We start from the raw sequence: 17,543 nt of genomic DNA, 5'->3' as shown, positions 1-17,543 counted from the left end.
GCGCCGCCCCTCCACGTTCGGCCGCTTTCTCCCCGTTCACGGAGAGAAATATCCGGCAGGACAATGAGGGGCGGCGCCGGCCTCGGCAACGGCCGGCTCGAAGACTGCCATTTGTGCCAACTGGAAACCACATGAACGCATTGCTTACTTCAGCCGTGGCGGGGCTGACCGCCGGAGGCACCTATGCCTTGCTCGGCGTCTGCGCCGTCTTCACCTACCGGCTGGTCGCCGTGGTCAATTTCACCGGGGCCGCGATCGGCACGGCCGGTACCTTCGTGCTGATCGCGCTTTACGAGGCCGGATATCCGATCTGGCCCTCGGTCGCGGCGGGCATCGCGGCCGGCACTTTGGTGGGCGTTGCCATCGGCTATATCATGACGCGCTGGTTCGGCGAGGCCAGCGCCTCGACCAAGGCGGCGGTCACCGTGGCGCTTCTGGTCGGCGTCATCGCCATCGGGCTGCGGCTGACCGGCGGCCAGCATCCGCACAACATGCCGGAACTGTTCCCTGGCTCCGCCTTCCGCATGGCCGGCGTCGAGGTGACGATCGCCTCGGTGCTGACCATCGGGCTGGCGGCACTGTTCACCATCCTGGCCGACCTGTTCCTCAACAGAACCAAGGTCGGGCTCAACCTGCGCGCGCTGGCCGACCGGCCGATGGCGGCCGAACTGCTCGGCATCAGGGTGCAGCTTCTGTCGCTGCTGGTCTGGGGCATGACCGGCGCCTTCACGACCTTCGCGCTGATGATCATCGCGCCGCAGCGCTCGCCCAATTTCATGACGCTCAGCCTGCTTGTCGTGCCGGCGCTGGCGGCGGCCCTAGTCGGCCTGTTCCGCTCCTTCTGGCGCACGCTTGCCGGCGGCATCGTGCTTGGCCTTGTCGAAGGCATGGCGAGTTCCATCGACAGCGTCAGCCAGTACCGCAGCGCCATCCCGTTCCTGGTCGTGCTTGCCGTTCTCCTGTGGTCGCAGCGGGAGGCCCGTTGGGATGAAGCGCGCTAATCTGAAGGCCTCGCTGACCATCATCGCCGTGGCGCTTGTGGCCGGCGCCGTCGCCTGGCTCGGGCTCCTGCCATCCTACTGGGTGTTCCTGGCCACCTCGGTGCTGATCACCGGCGTGGCGCTGCAAAGCCTCGGCCTCGTCGCCGGGCGCACGGGCATGATCGCGCTCTGCCAGATGTCATTCGCCGGCGTCGGCGCCTGGACCGTCGGCTATCTCAACCTTGCCGAAGCGCCGGGCGGACTGCCGGTCTGGATCCTCATCGGCGGGCTGGCGGCGGTGCCACTCGGCATCGCCATCGGCCTGCCTGCGCTCAGGCTGCGCGGCATCAACCTTGCCATTGTCACACTGTCCTTCGCCACGGCCTTCGACACGATCCTGGCGACCATGACCTATCCCGGCCAGACCGATTTCCTGCAGGTGCCGCGGCCGGAACTGTTCGACAGCGACGAGGGCTATTTCGTCTTCGTGCTCCTCTTCTACGCGGCAATCGCGGTGATACTCGAAATCCTCAGCCGCTCGCGGCTCGGTGCCTCCTGGCTGGCGGTGCGGCACTCCGAACGCGCGGCGGCCGCGCATGGCGTCAGCATCGCCACCGCCAAGCTGTCGGCCTTCGCCATCTCGGCCTTCGTCGCCGGCATTTCCGGCGGGCTGCTCGCCGGCTATCTCGGCACGCTGGTCTCGGAGAACTTCAGCATGATGCAGTCGCTGTCGCTTTACGCGGTGGCGGTCATGACCGGCGCGCATTTCGCCGAGGGCGCCATCATCGGCGGGCTCTTGGTGGTGATGTTCCCGGAAATCCTGCGCCGGCTCGATTTGCCGCAGGATATCGGCAATGTGCTGTTCGCCATCGGCGCCACGCAGGCGTTGTCGACGGGCGAGACGATGAGCGAAACCTTCCGCCGGCAATTGCGCAAGCTGCTGCCGGCGCGGACAAGGGCTGGCGCCTCGGCGCCGGCAAGCGACCTGCCGGCGCCGATCGAGCGTCCGGCCGGACCGGCGCTGGCCATCGACAAACTCACCGTGCGCTATGGCAGCGTCGTGGCGCTCGACAATGTGAGCCTCACCGTTGCCGCCGGCACGGTGGCCGGGCTGATCGGGCCGAACGGCGCGGGCAAGTCGACCTTCATCGACGCCGTCGCCGGCTTCCTTTCGAGCTATGAGGGCAGCATCAGACTGGCCGGCACGCCGCTTGAGGCCATGCCGGCGCATCTGCGCGCCCGTGCCGGCGTGCGCCGCAGCTGGCAGACCAACCGCATCGCACCGGAACTCACCGTCGGCGGCTATCTCGCGCTGGCCGCGAAGGGCCTGTCGGCAGCAGAGACCAGAGCGATCCTGGGTTGGCTCGACTGTCCCGATCCCGACACGCTGGTGGTCTCGGTCGATGCCGGCACCAGGCGCCTGCTCGATGTCGCCGGCGTCGTCGCCGCGCGGCCTGCCGTGGTGCTGCTCGACGAGCCGGCGGCAGGCCAGTCGCATGAGGAGAGCGTGCGGCTGGGGCAACGCATCGCCGAAATACCAAGGCTGTTCGGCTCGGCAGTGCTTTTGGTCGAGCATGACATGGACCTGGTGCGGGCGGTCTGCTCCGAGGTGACCGTGCTCGATTTCGGCCGTGTCATTGCGTCCGGCCCGCCGGCCAGGGTGCTGGAGCAGGGCGCGGTGAAGAAGGCCTATCTCGGCAGCGAGGAAGAGAGCGTGGCGGCATGAGCAGGCTCGTCGTTTCCAACCTGTCGATCAACCGCTCGGAATTGCCTGTGGTGTCGTCGCTCGACATAGCGGTCGAAAGCGGCGCCATCAGCGTCGTGCTCGGCGCCAATGGCGCCGGCAAGACGACGCTGCTCGAAGGCCTGTCGGGCATCATCCCGGTCGCCGGCGGCACCATCGAAATCGACGGCCGCGAGATACAGAAGGCCCGGCCGGGCGTGCGGTCGCGCGAAGGCCTTGCCCATGTCGAGCAGGGGCGCACCGTGTTCCGTCAGCTCACCACCGAGGAGAACCTTCGGGTCAGCCTGCATGCGGGGTCCGATCTCGACGAGGCCTATGCGCTGTTTCCCGAACTGGTGCAGCGGCGCCATGTGAAGGCGAGCCTGCTGTCGGGCGGTGAGCAGCAGATGCTGGTGATCGCGCGCGCCCTGCTGACGCGGCCCAAGGTGCTACTGATCGACGAGATGTCGGCGGGGCTGGCCCCGGTGATCGTCACGCGGTTGATGAGCGCGGTGCGCAAGCTCGCCGACAACGGTCTGGCGGTGCTGCTGGTCGAGCAATTCGCGGCACTGGCGCTGTCGATCGGCAACCGCGCCTATGTCATGCGGCGCGGCCGCGTCGTCCATGACGGCGACTGCCTGAAGCTCTTGAAGTCGCCGGACGAACTGCACCGGCTCTATCTCGGCGGGTAGCGTAGATACTCTCAAAAGGAGTTTTTACGAAGAAGGACCCCCACCCTAACCCTCCCCACAAGGGGGAGGGAACGCTGCCGCATGCCACCCGTTTGGCATGGAGCCTAGGCAACTTGCGGAGATCAGCGCCTACCAAGTCTCCCTCCCCCTTGTGGGGAGGGATTAAGGGTGGGGGTCCTCTTCGAAAAAAACCACAGCAGACGGATCGCTCAGGCGCGTTTCCAGCAGGCGATGAAATGCCCTAGTGCCACCTCGCGGGCCACGGGCTCGGCCGTGCGGCAGGCGTCGTCGGCCAGCGGACAGCGACCGGCGAAGGCGCAGCCGGATGCACCGGCTTCGATGGCGGGCGACGCCTCCGCGACCGTCGCGGCCGGTCCGTCATGCGAGGACGCTTCCAGCAGCATTTGCGTGTAGGGGTGGTTGGGGCCGGCGAAAATCTGGTCCGATGAGCCGGTCTCGACCAGCCGGCCGCGATAGAGCACGCCGATGCGGTCGGCCATGTAGCGCACGACCCTGAGGTCATGGCTGATGAAGAGATAGGCGGTGTCCTGCCTTCTCTGCAGGTCGTTGAGCAGGTTCAGCACGGTTGCCTGCACCGACACGTCGAGCGCAGAGGTCGGTTCGTCCAGCACCACCAGCCTCGGCAGGCCGGCGAAGGCGCGGGCGACCGCCGTGCGCTGGCGCTGGCCGCCCGACAGCGTGCCGGGCTTCTGCCGCGCTGTGGTGCGCGCGAGGCGCACCGAGGCCAGGAGGTCACTGATGCGCTGCGGCACGGCGCGGCGGGGCAGGCCGGCCAGCCGCCGCAGCGGCCTGCCAAGGATGCGGCCGATGCGCTGGCGCGGGTTCAAGGTGCGGTCGGGCGACTGGAACACCATCTGCACGTCGCGCCGTTCGCCTGGCTGGCGCCGTTCGACCAGCGGCGCCACCGTCCTGCCGAACAGGTCGACGCTGCCCGCCGTCGGCGGCTGCAGGCCGGTGACGATGCGCGCCAGGGTCGACTTGCCGGAACCGGACTCGCCGATCAGCCCGAAGGTTTCGCCGGCGGCGATGTCGAGGTCTATGCCGTGCAGCACCGGCTGGCCGCCGAAGGATTGTCTTATGCCTCGGCAGGAGACGGCAATCTCGCGCTGCCGCGCGGGGGAAGCGCTATCTCCTGCGGCCGTGACCGGCGCGTCGGCGGCGAGATCGACGGGGCTGGCATCCTCGGCCAGTCGGCCGTCGCGCTTGGTGCGGTGAAGCGTCGGGATCGCCGCAACCAATGCCCTGGTATAGCCGTGGCGCGGGTTGTCGAACACTTCAGCAGCCACGCCGGTTTCTACGATCGAGCCGGACTGCATCACCGACACGCGGTCGCAGGAGCGGCGGATCAGGTTGATGTCGTGGCTGATCAGAAGAATCGAGGTGCGGTGCTCGCGCCTGAGATCATCGAGGATGGCGATGATCTCGGACTGGACGCTGGCGTCGAGCGCTGTCGTCGGCTCGTCCATCACCAGCAGCGCCGGGTCGAGCGCGATGGCGATCGCGATGTTGGCGCGCTGCTGCATGCCGCCCGACAGTTCGTGCGGATAGAGCCGCAGCACGCGCTCGGGATTGGCGACGCGCACGCGGCCGAGCAGTTGCGCGGCTCGCGCCCGCGCCTCGTCATGATGCATGGGGCGATGGCGCAGCAGCGTCTCGGTGATCTGGCCGCCGATGGTCATGCTCGGGTTCAGCGCCGAGCCCGGATGCTGGTAGACGGCGGCGATGCGGTCGCCGCGCAGCCGGCGCAACTGGTCGGCCGAGAGGTCGCGGATCTCGCGGTTCTCGAAGGCCAGCTGCGAGGCTTCGACACGGGCGTGCCTGGGCAGATAGCGCAGCACCGCCAGCGCCACGGAGCTCTTGCCGGAACCGGATTCACCAACCAGTCCAAGGGCTTCGCCCTGGCCGATGCGGAGCGAAATGTCATCGACCGCGCGATGGATGCGCCCGGCGCCCCTGTAGGAAACCGTGAGGTTCTCGACGTTTAGGACCGGGGAAGGGATGGGCGAAGAGGAGGACATGGAAGGACCGGAAACCACTTTCTGCGTGCGGCGCGATCTTGGGAAATCGCTTCCGCTTTCAATTAGAACAATCTCTATAAAATTACTCGAATTAAGTCTGAGCGCAATCTAACTTTCAAGGACAGGAAGATTTTCAGGCGCCGGCCACACGCCGTCGCGCCGGCGGTTTTCCGCACCGAAAAAGGGAGATCGAGATGTCGCACCTGATCCTGAGCGCGTTCTTCTTCAATCCGCAGGGCGACCACCGCATGGCCTGGCGCCATCCTCGTGCGCCGGGCCGCGAAGTGCTCGATTTCGACTATTACCGCGAGCTGGTGCAGGCGGCCGAGCGCGCGCGCATCGACACCATCTTCGTCGCCGACCACGTGTCGATCTGGGATTCGGTGAAAAGCGGCGTCGCCCACTACGCCAATGCGCGCCTCGAGCCGCTGACGCTGCTTTCGGCGCTGGCGGGCGTGACCAAACATATCGGCCTGATCACCACGGCGTCGAGTTCCTACAGCGAGCCCTACAATGTGGCGCGGCTGTTCGCCTCGCTCGACCATATCAGCAAGGGCAGGGCGTCGTGGAACGTCGTCACCTCCGCCATGGACGAGGAGGCGCGCAATTTCGGCCGCGACGGCAATATCGAGCACGCCTTCCGCTATGAGCGGGCCGGCGAGTTCCTCGATATCGTCAAGGCGCTGTGGGACAGCTGGGAGGATGAGGCGCTCCTCATCGACAAGGAAACGGGCTTTTTCGCCGATCCCGACAAGGTCCATCCGATCGACCACAAGGGCAAACATTTCAAGGTGCGCGGGCCGCTCAACGTGTCGCGGCCGCCGCAGGGTCATCCGCTGATCGTCCAGGCCGGATCGTCCGAGGACGGCAAGAATTTCGCCGCCGCGCAGGCCGACGTGCATTTCGCCATCTTCAGCACCAGGGAAGACGGCATCAAGTACCGGCAGGATATCAACGAGCGGCTCGCGCGCCACGGCAGGCGGCCGGAAAGCTTCAAGATCCTGCCCGGCATCCTGCCGATCGTGGCGGCTTCGGAAGCCGAGGGCCGAGCACGGCAGGAGTATCTGCAGACGCTGCTGCCCGACCAGGTCGGCATCGACCTGTTGTCGAGCTGGAGCGGCATCGACCTTTCCGTCTATCCGCCCGACGGGCCGCTGCCGCCGCTGCCGGACGAGAGCACGTTCAATGGCGGGCGCACCTCGCTCAATCGCGTCAAGCAATGGTCGCGGGAGAACCTCACCTTGCGCGAGATCGCCCGCAAGCTCGCCAACAGCGGCTCGGTGCCGACGGTCGCCGGCACGCCCCGGCAGATCGCCGACCAGCTCGAGGACTGGTTCGTTTCCGGCGCCTGCGACGGCTTCAACCTGATGTTCCCGCTGCTGCCCGAGGATTGGGTGAATTTCGCCGAACAGGTGGTGCCGGAACTGCAGCGGCGCGGCGTCGTGCCGACCGAATACGCCCCGGGCACACTGCGCGACCGCTTCGGCCTTGCCCGCCCCGCCAACCGTTTCGCCGAGCAACGCGCCAATCAGCGCGCCGTATCCTGAGGACCCGACCATGACCGCAGCGCCCAACCTTCAGCCCCGCGAAGCCACCGCTCCACGCCTCGTCAACGTGCTCCACAGTCCCAAGCGCATCCGCGTCAAGTCCGGCGGCCGCACCATCGCCGACAGCCGCAATGTGCTGGTGCTGCGCTCCAACCATTTCCTGCCGATCTATTTCTTCCCGCCGTCCTCGGTCGATCCATCGGTACTGAAGCCGTCCGCGCATCGCGAGCCGCATCCGGTGGGCGGCGAGACCGCCTATTGGGATATCGACAGCGGCGACAGGCGCGCCGCCAACGCGGCCTGGTCGTTCACGGCGCCGCCGGATGAAAACCTCGCGCCGCTCGCCGGCCGCATCGCCTTCACCTGGAAGGCGGTCGACCAATGGTTCGAAGAGGAAGAGGAGGTCTTCGTCCACGCCCGCGATCCCTATGCGCGCATCGATGTGCTGCAAAGCGCCAGCCACGTGCAGGTCTGGTTCGATGGCGAGATCATCGCCGACAGCCACCGCCCGGTGCTGCTGTTCGAAACCCATCTGCCGACGCGTTTCTACCTGCCCGCCGAGGATATCCGGTTCGACCGGCTGGCGGCCTCGGTTTCCACGACGCGATGTCCCTACAAGGGCATCGCCTCCTACTGGTCCGGCATCCTGAAGGACGGTTCGATCCGCCCCGATATCGCCTGGAGCTACCGCGAGCCGATCGACGAAGTGGCCAAGATCAAGGGCCTGATCGCCTTCTATCCGCAAGCGGTCGACCGCATCCACCTCGACGGCCAACCGGCCTGACGGCGGCCCGCTCACATTCCACCAATCCCATTTCATGAGAGACAGACAATGACGAAACGTTCCGACATCGATCTCGTGCGCGGCCAGTCCCCCCGCAATCCGTCCCGCGACATCTGGAATGTCGCCGTCGATGAATATGCGCAGGGCTTCCTCAAGCGCCGCGATCTCCTGAAATACGCCGCGCTCCTCGGCCTCACCGGCTTTGCCGCCTCGCAAGGGCTGTTCACGCCGGGGACTGCTCGCGCCGCCGGTGCCGGCGGCGGCACGGTGCGCGTCGGCCTCGGCCAGCCGACCAAGGCGATCGACCCGGTGACGGTCACCGATCCGGCCAGCATCGGCGTGATCAGCCAGGTCGGCGAATATCTCATCCTCGACGATCCCAAGGATGGGCTGCAGCCGAAGCTTGCCTTATCGTGGGAGGCTGACGAGACGGCCAGCCGCTGGACCTTCAAGCTGAGGCCCGGCGTGAAATTCCACGACGGCCGCGCGGTCACCGCCAAGGATGTGGTCGCGACCTTCGAGCGGCTTGTCGATCCGAGCACCGGCTCCGGCGCGCTGTCGGCCTACAAGGGCATCCTATCGAAGGGCGGCGCCAAGCTGGTTGACGACGAGACGGTCGCCTTCGACCTCGACCAGCCCAACAGCAATTTCCCGTTCTATGTCTCGTCCGACGTGTTCAACGCCGTCATCCTGCCGGCCGACTATGCCGGCGATTTCGAAAAGAATTTCATCGGCACCGGCCCGTTCAAGTTCGAATCCTTCCGTCCCAAGCAGGGCGCGAGCTTCGTGCGCAATGAGGAGTACTGGGGCGACAAGGCGCTGCCCGACCGCGTCGAGATCAAGTTCTTCGACGACGAGCAGGCGCAGGTGCTGGCGCTGCAGGCGGGCCAGCTCGACGTCATCCCCAGCACCACGCGCCTGGAACTGGCGATCGAGGGCAATCCCAACTTCAAGCTGCTCAGCGTGCAGGCGAGCTCGCACGACCAGGTGCATCTGAGAACCGACCAGGCGCCGTTCACCGACAAGCGCATCCGCCGCGCGCTGGCGCTGACCATCGACCGCGAGGCGGTGGTGAAAGGCCTGCTCAAGGGCCGCGCCATCGTCGGCAACGATACGCCGTTCGCGCCGATCTTTCCGTCGGCCGACCCGTCGGTGCCGCAGCGCAAACAGGATATCGAGGAGGCCAAGCGGCTGCTCGGCGAGGCCGGCGTGCCGAACGGTTTCCAGGTGACGCTGACCACCGAGCGGGCCTACGACATTCCCGATTATGCCGTGCTGATCCAGAACTTCGCCAAGAAGGCTGGCATCGACATCAAGCTCAACGTATTGCCGCAGGATGCCTATTACGGCTCGGCGACCTTCGGCTCCTCGCCATGGCTCGATTCCAACCTCGGCATCACCGATTTCGGCCATCGGGGCACGCCCGACATCTTCCTCAACGCGACGCTGAAGAGTTCGGGCGCCTGGAACGCGGCGCATTTCAACAATCCGGACTATGACGCGCTGCTGATCGACTACGGCAAGGCGCGAGACCTGCAGGCACAGCGTGTGGCGGCCGGCAAGATCCAGACGCTGCTGCTCGACGAGACGCCGCTGATCATCGGCTATTTCTCGCAGTACAGCCGCATCGTTTCGTCGAAGGTCGAAGGCGTGCGCTTCACCGCGATCTCGCATTTGCTGCTCGACAAGGTGTCGTTCGTGTGAGCATCGCGGGGATAGCGATTGTCCGGCCCCTGGTGGTTCGAGCGAGCTCGCTGCTGCTTACGCTGTGGCTGGTCAGCGCGCTGGTCTTTCTCGCCGGGCAGGTACTGCCCGGCGATGTCGGCCGCGTCATGCTCGGGCCGTTCGCCGACGCGCAGGCGGTGGCCGAATTGAACCGCAAGCTCGGCACCGACCAGCCTGTTCTCGTGCAGTACTGGCACTGGTTCGGCAAGGCGATCACGGGCGACTTCGGCGACTCGCTGTCGATGCGTGCGCCGGTGGCGCCTTTCGTGCTGGAGAGCATCAGGAATTCCGCCGCCCTTGCTGGCGTCGTCCTGTTGTTCCTGGTGCCGATCGGCATCGGCGCCGGCGTCGTCGCGGGCCTGCGCGCCGGCAGCCTCTTCGACCGGCTGATCGTGCTCACCGGCGTTTCGCTCTCGATCGTGCCGGATTTCGTCTCCGGCCTCTTGCTGCTGATGGTGTTCGGCCTCTGGCTGGCCTGGTTTCCGATCACGGGCGCGGCGCCGCAGGCGGCCGGGTTCTGGACGACCAGCTACTATCTCATCCTGCCGGCGCTGCCGCTGGTGCTGAATCTCATCGGCTATGTCGCTCGCATGACGCGGGCCGGGGTGATCGAAGCGCGCGCGGCCGATTATACGCGCACCGCGATCCTGAAGGGGCTGAGCCCGGCGCAGGTGCTGTTCAAGCATGTGCTGCGCAACGCGCTGGTGCCGACGGTCGCCGTCATCGCCACGCAAAGCGGCTTCCTGCTCGGCGGGCTGGTGGTCATCGAGGCGCTGTTCGGCATACAGGGCCTCGGCAATCTGGTGCTGAGTGCGGCCAAGGCGCGCGACTTTCCGATGCTGGAGGCCGGCGTGCTGGTAATGGCCACCATCTTCGTCTCGACCGCGGCGATCGGCGACCTCCTGCAAGCGCTGCTCGACCCGCGCCAGCGGCGGCGGAGCGCGCCATGACCGATCTGGCGCAATCTCCCATGCGCGGCGACATCAGGCTCTCCCTGGCCGGCAGGTTGCGCGGCTTCCTGCCTGACCTCGCGCCATCGACCGTGATCGGTTCGGCGGTGCTGCTGTTCTGGATCGCCTGCGCGGTGTTCGGCTCGCAATTCGTGCCGTTCGACCCCTATGCGGAGGACTTCCTCTCCATGATGACGCCGCCCGACGCGGTGCACTGGTTCGGCACCGACCAGCTCGGCCGCGACGTGCTTTCGCGCATCGTCGTCGGCTCGCGTGACATCCTGCTGGTGGCGCCGCTGGCGACGCTGGCCGGCGTCACAGCCGGCAGCGTCATCGGCCTTGTGCTCGGCACGTTTGGTGGCGTGGTCGACGCGGTCGGCGCGCGGCTACTCGACGCCGTCATGTCGCTGCCCTTCATCGTGCTGGTGACGATGGCGCTGGTGGCGGTCGGCCCGTCCAACCTCACCGTCATCGCGGTGATCGCGCTCGCCTACGCGCCGCTGGTGGCGCGCACCGTGCGCACGGCGGCGCGCGAGCAGCGCGAGCGCGACTATGTCAGCGCCGCAAGGCTGGCGGGCGAGGGACGGCTGGCGATCATGTTCCTGGAGATCCTGCCCAATGTGCGCGAGACGATCCTGATCGAGCTGATCACAAGGCTCGGCTACGCCTTCTTCTCGATCGCGACCTTGAGCTTCCTCGGCCTTGGCATCCAGCCGCCCTCGGCCGACTGGGGACTGGCGATCGCCGACGGCTACGGTTTTCTCACCGGCGGCAAATGGTGGGTGGTGGTGTTCAATTCGGCCGCGATCATTTCGCTGGTCATGGCCACCAACCTGATCGCGCAAGGCATCGGCGCCTTCGAGAACAGCGACAAGTGACGCAGATGACCGCAGTTCAGCCCAGCAGGCCGTGAATGGTGGCGGCCACGGCTGCCGGGGCGTAGGGCTTGGGCAGGAAGACGCCGCCGTTCGGCATCGCATCCCGGGCCGGCTGCTGCTTGCCCGAGGTGATGATGATCTTGACCGGCGGCCAGCGGTCGCGCACGGCCGCCGACAGGCGCAGCCCGTCCATGGAGCCGGGCATGTCGATATCGGTGAACAGGATCGCGATGTCCTTGTGGGTCTCCAGCAGGTGGATAGCCTGGTCGGCGTTGCTGGCCTCCAGCACGCCGAACCCCGCCTCACGCAGATCATCGGCGATTGCGTACAACAGAAATGCCTCGTCTTCGACGACGAGGACTGTGACGGGAGGCTGAGTACTCATGACACGCTCTATGTAGTCAGTAAGACGCTGTCGGCAACTGGGGTGCCGGTGCGTTCAACACGCATTCGACGCCGTCGGGATTGTAGTCGATCTCGACAGACCCGCCGAAATCCGTGCCCAGCACGCGCTCGATCAGGAAGCGGCCGAAGCCGCGCCGGCTGGGAGCCGTCACCGGCGGGCCGCCGCGTTCGCGCCAGGTCCAGACGAGCCGCGCCTCGCCGGGCCGCTCGACCGAAGGCCGCAGCGACCAGTCGATTGTCACCTTGCCATCCGGCGTCGACAGCGCGCCGTACTTCAACGCGTTCGTTGCGAGTTCGTTGACGGCAAGCGCCAGGGTCAACGCCATTTTGGGATTGATGGGCAGCGCCGGTCCCGAGACCTTTATGCGCTCGACCGGAAAGGTCGCGATGGTGTTGTCGACCACTTCGCGGATCGAGGCGCTGGTCCAGCGCGTCTTGTTCAAGATGTCGTGCGCGTTGGCGAGCGCCCGCAGGCGTTCGGTGAAGGTGGCGCTCGCCGCGGCGATGTCGGTGCTGTTGCGCAAGGTCTGCGAGGCGATGGCGGAGACCATCGCCAATATGTTCTTTATGCGGTGCTCGAGTTCGTGGGTCAGCAGTTCCTGCCGCGCCTGCGCCTCGCGGCGGTCGGTGACGTCCTGCATGACGCCGAACATCTGGACCGGCTTGCCGGTCTCGTCGTAGACGAAATCGATATGTCGCGACAGCCAGCGCAGCTCGCCGGTGTCGGCGCGGCGGATGCGGTATTCGACGGCGGGTACCGCGGTGCCCTGCCTGCGCGTCTCGCTGTTGGAGCGCACGTCCTTGTCTTCCGCCACGACGATGTCTTCCAGAACGCTGATGTGCACGCTGTCGCGGGGCGACAGGCCCCACAGATCCCAGAACCCCTCGGAGCCGACGACGATGCCGCTTGCGATGTCGAGCTCCAGCGCCGCGATGCCGGCGGCATTCTGCGACAGCTGCAGCCGGCGCTCGCTCTGGCGCAGCGCCTGTTCGGCGACCAGACGGTCGGTGACGTCGACGCCCTGGACAAAGATACCGATCACCTCGCCGCCGGGGTTGCGCACCGGCTGGTAGGCGAGGTCGATGAAGCGATCCTCGACCGGGGCGCCCGGCGTGCGTTGCAATTCGGCCTTCAGCGCGTGGCCGATAAAGGCCTCTCCCGATGTGAAGACGCGGTCGAGCAGTTCGAAATATCCCTGGCCTTCGATTTCGGGCAGGGCCTGGCGTACGGGCAGGCCGATCACGTCGCGGTGCCCGACCAACTGCATGTAGGCGGCATTGGTCAGTTCGAACACGTGGTTCGGCCCCGACAGCATGGCCATGAAGCCGGGCGCCTGTTCGAACATCTGGCGCTGGCGGTCGCGTTCGCTGGCGCGCCAGCGCTCGGCGGCAACCTTGTCGGTGGTCTCGATGACGATGGCGATGACGCCGGCCGGTTGACCGCTTTCGTCGAGCACCGGCGAGTAGTCGAGATCGAGCCAGACCTGTTCGGGCTTGCCGGTGCGGTTGAGCGTCAGCACCTGCTCGCGATAGGCAAGCGTTTCGCCCTTGCCCAGACAGACTTTCATGATGTTGTCGTTGAAGTCGGCCACTTCCGGCCAGCCTTCGCGAACCTTGGAGCCGAGCAATCTCGGATGGCGGCCGCCGGCGAATTCGGAATAACCGTCATTGTAGATCATGACGCCGTCCTCGCCCCACAGCATGACGATCGGCACCCTGGAGCGCAGGATCAGCGAGGTCGCCGTCTTCAGGCTCTGCGGCCAGCCGCTGATCGGCCCGATCGACGTGGCGGACCAGTCGAAGGCCGCGATCAGGCAGCCAAGCTCCCCACCGCCCGACAGGAAGGCGAGGTCGCGATCGGTCAAGGTCTTGGTGCTGGTTTCCGGCATGGCGTCTCGTGAAAGATGGCGTCTCTTGAACTAGGAGCCGTTGGTTCGCGTTCTGGATCGGCTTTCGCCTGCCGGTTCTCACGACGTCAGGAGATCGGCCTTATTGCTTTCCTATGGCCGCACGACCTCGCACCCCGCGAGCTGGCCGTATTGTCTCAGGTTCGGTGAACAAGAATAGTATCCCGACCGCCACAACCCCGGGACGGGTCATTCGGTTCCTTGGGTGCGGTGATTTTCCGGGTAGCCGGTTAACCGCAACGTACCGCGATGGTCGCCTATTCGATCGAATTTCTTTGCGAACCGTTAATTCGGCCATGCTGTTAATAAGCGATAACTAATTAAATGGTCGACCCGGGGGTCGGCCAAGAGGTAGGAATGACCAAAAATCTCGGCAATGCACGCTATACGCCGGCGAAAGAACAGCAGAGCTCCTTTTTGAGCAAGGTCGCGCCGGCGCTTTTCCCGCTCGTCGTGGTGGCGTTAGGCTACATGATCGGGCGGCAGTTCTTCGGCATCTAGAGCGGTTCAGCGTTTGATGGAATCGCCGAACCGCTCTAACTCTTTGTTTTTACGCAATTCCGGACGGAAAACCGTTTCACACTTTTCCTGGAATTGCTCTAGGCCCCCGTTGGATCAGGCACCGATCTCTGTTGCCGTCTCTTCGGTGTCGGCTCCAGCGCGCCTGACGCGCTCGCTGGCGAGCAGCACGACCGGGCAGGCGACGACCGCCAGCACGGCTGTCGCCGTATCGCCGAAGAACAGCTCTTCGCCCGGCCGCTGGGTGACGCCCATCACCACCATTGCAGCACCTTTCGTCACCTCCCTGGCGATCGCCCTGTCCGGCGTGGCGCGGGTTCGGATCGCGGTTTCGATGGAAACGCCGTAGCGGTCGGCGATATCGGCTATGTCCTTCAACACGGCCTCCTCGCGGCGATGCGAGACCGAGCCAGGCCGGCTCCCTTGCCTGCCTTGCGAGACATAGAGAACCTTGACGCGAGCCCGGTGCGGCCGCGCCAGCGCCAGCGCGAAGTCGGCGGCGCGGCGCGCGACCTCGGTGCCGTTGACCGGAATGAGGATGGTGGCGCCGGCGCGCAGCACCGGCATCTTTCCCGCCGATTTGGCGCCGTTCAGCACCAGGCACAGCGGGCCATCGAAGCCGCTGCTGATCTCGTTCAGGGTGGGGCTGAAGGCGCCTTTGTCGGTCAGTGCGTTCTCCAGCCCGGTCAGCAGAAGCCCATAACCCTTGCGCGCCTCTGCGGCGATGGTTTCGGCGCTCGCCACAAGCTCGGTGCGGGCGGTGAGATGGACCTTGTCGACCAGCGTGTCCTCGGCCTTGCTGACGGCCCTGGCGCTTCTGGCGGCGCCCTTCCTGACCTCCCTTGACGTTCGCTCCGGACCTTTGTCGCCGCCCGGCCCGGCAAGCTTGCCGTCCCTGAGATGCAACAGCGTGGTGGGCATGCCGCCGCCACCGCCGACCAGCCCGGCAAGATAGGCCGTGAACTTCCCGGCCGGGCTGTCGTCGACGACCAGCAGCAGGCGTTCCAGCTTGGAAACGAAGCCGCGCTCGTCGAGAATTTCACGGTCGACGCGCTGCTTCTCCGCATTGTCGACCGGCAGGCGACCGAGCGCCCAGCGCAGCATGGGCGGCATGGCGAGCGTGGTGATGACGGCCATGGTGACGATCATCGTGAACAGGTTGTGCGACAGGATGTTCATCGACAGGCCGATCGAGGCGACGATGACCTCGGTCGAGCCGCGCGCGTTCATGGCGCTGCCGACGGCGGTGGCCTCCTTCAGCGACATGCCGGCGAAGCGGCCGCCGAGAAACGCGCCGCCGAACTTGCCCACGCTGGCGATCGCCACCAGCGCCAGCGTCAGCAGCGCCAGCTTCGGGTCGGCAAGCACGGTAAGATCGGCGGAGAGGCCCGCCATGCCGAAGAACACGGGCATGAACAGCGCCGTGATGATGCCGCGCAGCTGGCTCTCTATATGGTCGGACAGGATCGGCGATTCCCCGACCAGTATGCCGGCGACGAAGGCGCCAAGCACGGTGTGGACGCCGATCAGGTTGGTGATCAGCGCCATCACGCCCATGATGATCAGGATGACCGTGATGACGGCATATTCGCTGCGGAAGGAATCATTGCTCCAGCGGATCAGCGTGAAGACGAGGCGGCGGCCGATGGTGAAGGAGAACACCATGAACAGCGCCACCTCGGCCACGGTGAGGATGAGCGGCAGCACCTGCAGGCTGCCATTGGTGGCGATGCCGAAGGTGACGGCGATGATCAGCCAGCCGATCGTATCCTCGATGATGGCCGACGAGATGATGATCTGGCCGAGGTTGCGGCGCATGAAATTCATCTCGCGCACCACCATGGCGACGATCTTGACCGAGGAGATCGACAGCGCCGTGCCGAGGAACAGCCCGGCGACGATGCGCTGGCTCGGGTCGGGCAGCAGCGAAGCGGGCAGGGCCTGCGCCAGCACGAAGCCGAGGACGAAGGGCACCACGACACCGGTGATCGAGATCGAGAAGCAGGCGGCTCCGACGCGGCGCACGAGGCGCAGATCCGTCTCCATGCCGGTCAGCAGCAGAAGCAGCAGGATGCCGAGCTGCGAGACGGCGTCGATCATGCTCTTCTGCGCCGGGTCGGTGGAGAAGATCAGGTGCTGGGCTTCAGGCCATATCAGGCCGAACAGCGAGGGGCCGAGCAGGATGCCGCCGATGAGCTGGCCCATGATGGCCGGCTGGCCGTAGCGCTGGAAAACCTCGCCCAGGCCGCGTCCGACCAGGAGCAGAAGCACGATCTCGGCGACGAACAGCCCTTCAGCCGAGCCGCCCATGCCCGAGGCATGGCCGGCCGGTTGCGCGGCGAGGGCGAGGCCGGCCGGCGCGAGCAGGAAAACAGACAGAATCAGGATTGCCGCAACGCTGTATGACCTCGTTGCCCGTTGCCGGTTCATGGGTTCCCTCAAAGTGCAGCGGCGGACTGACCATCACAACGCGCGGCCGGCGTTTGCGTTGCAGGCTGCCGTTGCCGGATGTTGATGCCAGATGCCGCGCTCTGACATCAGACATGGACGTCGCCGAAGGACAGTTCGCCATCGTCACCGGACATCAGGAAGGCGGCGGCAAGCAGGCCGGCATAGAGAACAGTCACCAGCGCGACGATCGCCCCGCCGGGAACCGGGCCCAAAGCGGCGGCGGCGACGGCCTCGCGCAGCGTACCGACGAATCCGACCGGCGCATGTTGATCAAGCAGGCTCGGTGTCGACAGCTTCAGGATCCAGGCGAGCAGCAGGATCAGCATCAGGTGGATGTAGTTGCGGCGCAAACGGCGGGCCAGCGCGACGCGTTGCGAAACCAGGAATTTTGGCGCGCGCAGGCTCTCGCCGACGACCAGCAGCCAGTCCGACGCGAAGTCCGGCTGCGGGGAAAAAATCTGCGCGAAATAGTGGCGCTCGAACTGGCGCACGCGTGCGCGGTAGACATCGAAGAAACGATAGCGCCGCGCCTCGATCCACAGCAGCAGCAGGACCAGCAGCATGGCGAACAGGAGCACGCCATGGTGAGCGCTGGCCGTCGACAGCGAAACCGACAGCATGGCGGCGACGACGGTGATGGCCCAGTTGCTGGTGCGGTCGATGCGATCGCGCCAGCCGGCCATGCGGGCAATCTCGGCGCGATGGAAATGCGACATGACGGTAACCAGCTCGCTTGACGAAAGCGCTCTGCCGACGGGGGTTGCCGGCGCATCGTTCATGGCGTCCTCCCAACCCGATAAAACGCGCTGAAGGCGATCTTGTTTCGCGACCGTCACGGCGCCTGCTGATTCGCAGTCCGAACCAATCCGCAGGCCGGTCGCACGGATCGAGCGGTCCGCATTGTGGCTCAGGGTGTCTTCGGGCCGCTCCATGTCCCGAATTG

General features: G+C 66.1%; 14 protein-coding genes. 9 read left to right on the top strand and 5 right to left on the bottom strand.

Features of this window, described 5'->3' with window-relative positions; all coding sequences use genetic code 11:
* Positions 1-131: 131 nt before the first annotated feature.
* Genes J0I79_RS06765 through J0I79_RS06755 form a run of 3 tightly spaced genes read left to right on the top strand, consistent with a single transcriptional unit; the run spans position 132 to position 3,395 of the window.
* A complete protein-coding gene (locus J0I79_RS06765; RefSeq protein ID WP_292855920.1) occupies positions 132-1,001 on the top strand; it encodes a branched-chain amino acid ABC transporter permease in 870 nt (289 codons plus the stop codon).
* The gene (locus tag J0I79_RS06760) at positions 988-2,706 is read left to right on the top strand and encodes an ATP-binding cassette domain-containing protein (protein WP_292855918.1); all 1,719 of its coding nucleotides are present in this window, start codon (positions 988-990) and stop codon (positions 2,704-2,706) included. The genes J0I79_RS06765 and J0I79_RS06760 overlap by 14 nt, the downstream gene beginning before the upstream one ends.
* Positions 2,703-3,395, top strand: a complete 693-nt coding sequence (locus J0I79_RS06755; RefSeq protein WP_292855916.1) for an ABC transporter ATP-binding protein — start codon at positions 2,703-2,705, stop codon at positions 3,393-3,395. Before J0I79_RS06760 ends, J0I79_RS06755 begins: the two co-directional genes overlap by 4 nt.
* 209 nt (positions 3,396-3,604) lie before the next feature.
* Here the strand turns inward: J0I79_RS06755 and J0I79_RS06750 are convergent, their stop codons facing one another.
* Positions 3,605-5,434: an ABC transporter ATP-binding protein gene (locus J0I79_RS06750; protein ID WP_292855915.1), complete on the bottom strand. Its 1,830-nt coding sequence runs from the start codon at positions 5,432-5,434 to the stop codon at positions 3,605-3,607.
* A 194-nt stretch (positions 5,435-5,628) separates the two neighbouring features.
* Between J0I79_RS06750 and J0I79_RS06745 the strand changes: the two genes are divergently transcribed.
* The 5 genes from J0I79_RS06745 to J0I79_RS06725 are packed head-to-tail and all read left to right on the top strand — an operon-like array spanning position 5,629 to position 11,318.
* Positions 5,629-6,981 (top strand): LLM class flavin-dependent oxidoreductase, encoded by a 1,353-nt coding sequence (locus J0I79_RS06745; RefSeq protein ID WP_292855913.1) that lies wholly within the window; start codon positions 5,629-5,631, stop codon positions 6,979-6,981.
* A gap of 10 nt (positions 6,982-6,991) precedes the next feature.
* A complete protein-coding gene (locus J0I79_RS06740) occupies positions 6,992-7,765 on the top strand; it encodes a DUF427 domain-containing protein (RefSeq protein ID WP_292855911.1) in 774 nt (257 codons plus the stop codon).
* Between the two features lie 48 nt (positions 7,766-7,813).
* On the top strand, positions 7,814-9,469 hold the full coding sequence (locus J0I79_RS06735) for an ABC transporter substrate-binding protein (protein WP_292855910.1): 1,656 nt from the start codon (positions 7,814-7,816) through the stop codon (positions 9,467-9,469).
* Complete coding sequence (locus J0I79_RS06730) at positions 9,466-10,440, top strand: ABC transporter permease (protein ID WP_292855909.1); 975 nt, start codon at positions 9,466-9,468, stop codon at positions 10,438-10,440. The genes J0I79_RS06735 and J0I79_RS06730 overlap by 4 nt, the downstream gene beginning before the upstream one ends.
* Positions 10,437-11,318 carry an ABC transporter permease gene (locus tag J0I79_RS06725; RefSeq protein WP_292855908.1) on the top strand — a complete coding sequence of 294 codons (882 nt, stop codon included), beginning with the start codon at positions 10,437-10,439 and terminating at the stop codon, positions 11,316-11,318. The genes J0I79_RS06730 and J0I79_RS06725 overlap by 4 nt, the downstream gene beginning before the upstream one ends.
* 16 nt (positions 11,319-11,334) lie before the next feature.
* Here the strand turns inward: J0I79_RS06725 and J0I79_RS06720 are convergent, their stop codons facing one another.
* Both J0I79_RS06720 and J0I79_RS06715 read right to left on the bottom strand, forming a co-directional pair.
* Entirely contained in the window at positions 11,335-11,703 is a 369-nt protein-coding gene (locus J0I79_RS06720; protein WP_292855907.1) for a response regulator, read from the bottom strand.
* A 16-nt stretch (positions 11,704-11,719) separates the two neighbouring features.
* Positions 11,720-13,612, bottom strand: coding sequence for an HWE histidine kinase domain-containing protein (locus tag J0I79_RS06715; protein ID WP_292855905.1), 1,893 nt, complete (start codon positions 13,610-13,612; stop codon positions 11,720-11,722).
* Positions 13,613-13,987: 375 nt separating this feature from the next.
* On the opposite strand from J0I79_RS06715, the gene J0I79_RS06710 reads away from it, so the two are divergent.
* Positions 13,988-14,131, top strand: coding sequence for a hypothetical protein (locus tag J0I79_RS06710; RefSeq protein ID WP_292855904.1), 144 nt, complete (start codon positions 13,988-13,990; stop codon positions 14,129-14,131).
* A gap of 114 nt (positions 14,132-14,245) precedes the next feature.
* Here J0I79_RS06710 and J0I79_RS06705 read toward each other — a convergent pair whose 3' ends face one another.
* Both J0I79_RS06705 and J0I79_RS06700 read right to left on the bottom strand, forming a co-directional pair.
* The gene (locus J0I79_RS06705) at positions 14,246-16,459 is read right to left on the bottom strand and encodes a cation:proton antiporter (RefSeq protein WP_292855962.1); all 2,214 of its coding nucleotides are present in this window, start codon (positions 16,457-16,459) and stop codon (positions 14,246-14,248) included.
* 227 nt (positions 16,460-16,686) lie between these two features.
* Positions 16,687-17,379, bottom strand: a complete 693-nt coding sequence (locus tag J0I79_RS06700; RefSeq protein WP_292855902.1) for a DUF2270 domain-containing protein — start codon at positions 17,377-17,379, stop codon at positions 16,687-16,689.
* Positions 17,380-17,543 lie beyond the last annotated feature (164 nt).

The organism is Mesorhizobium sp., from assembly GCF_017306585.1.
In the GTDB taxonomy this organism is placed as follows: Bacteria; Pseudomonadota; Alphaproteobacteria; order Rhizobiales; family Rhizobiaceae; genus Mesorhizobium.
The sequence above is the reverse complement of the archived record's forward strand: the minus strand, read 5'-3'. Positions and strand labels throughout refer to the sequence as shown.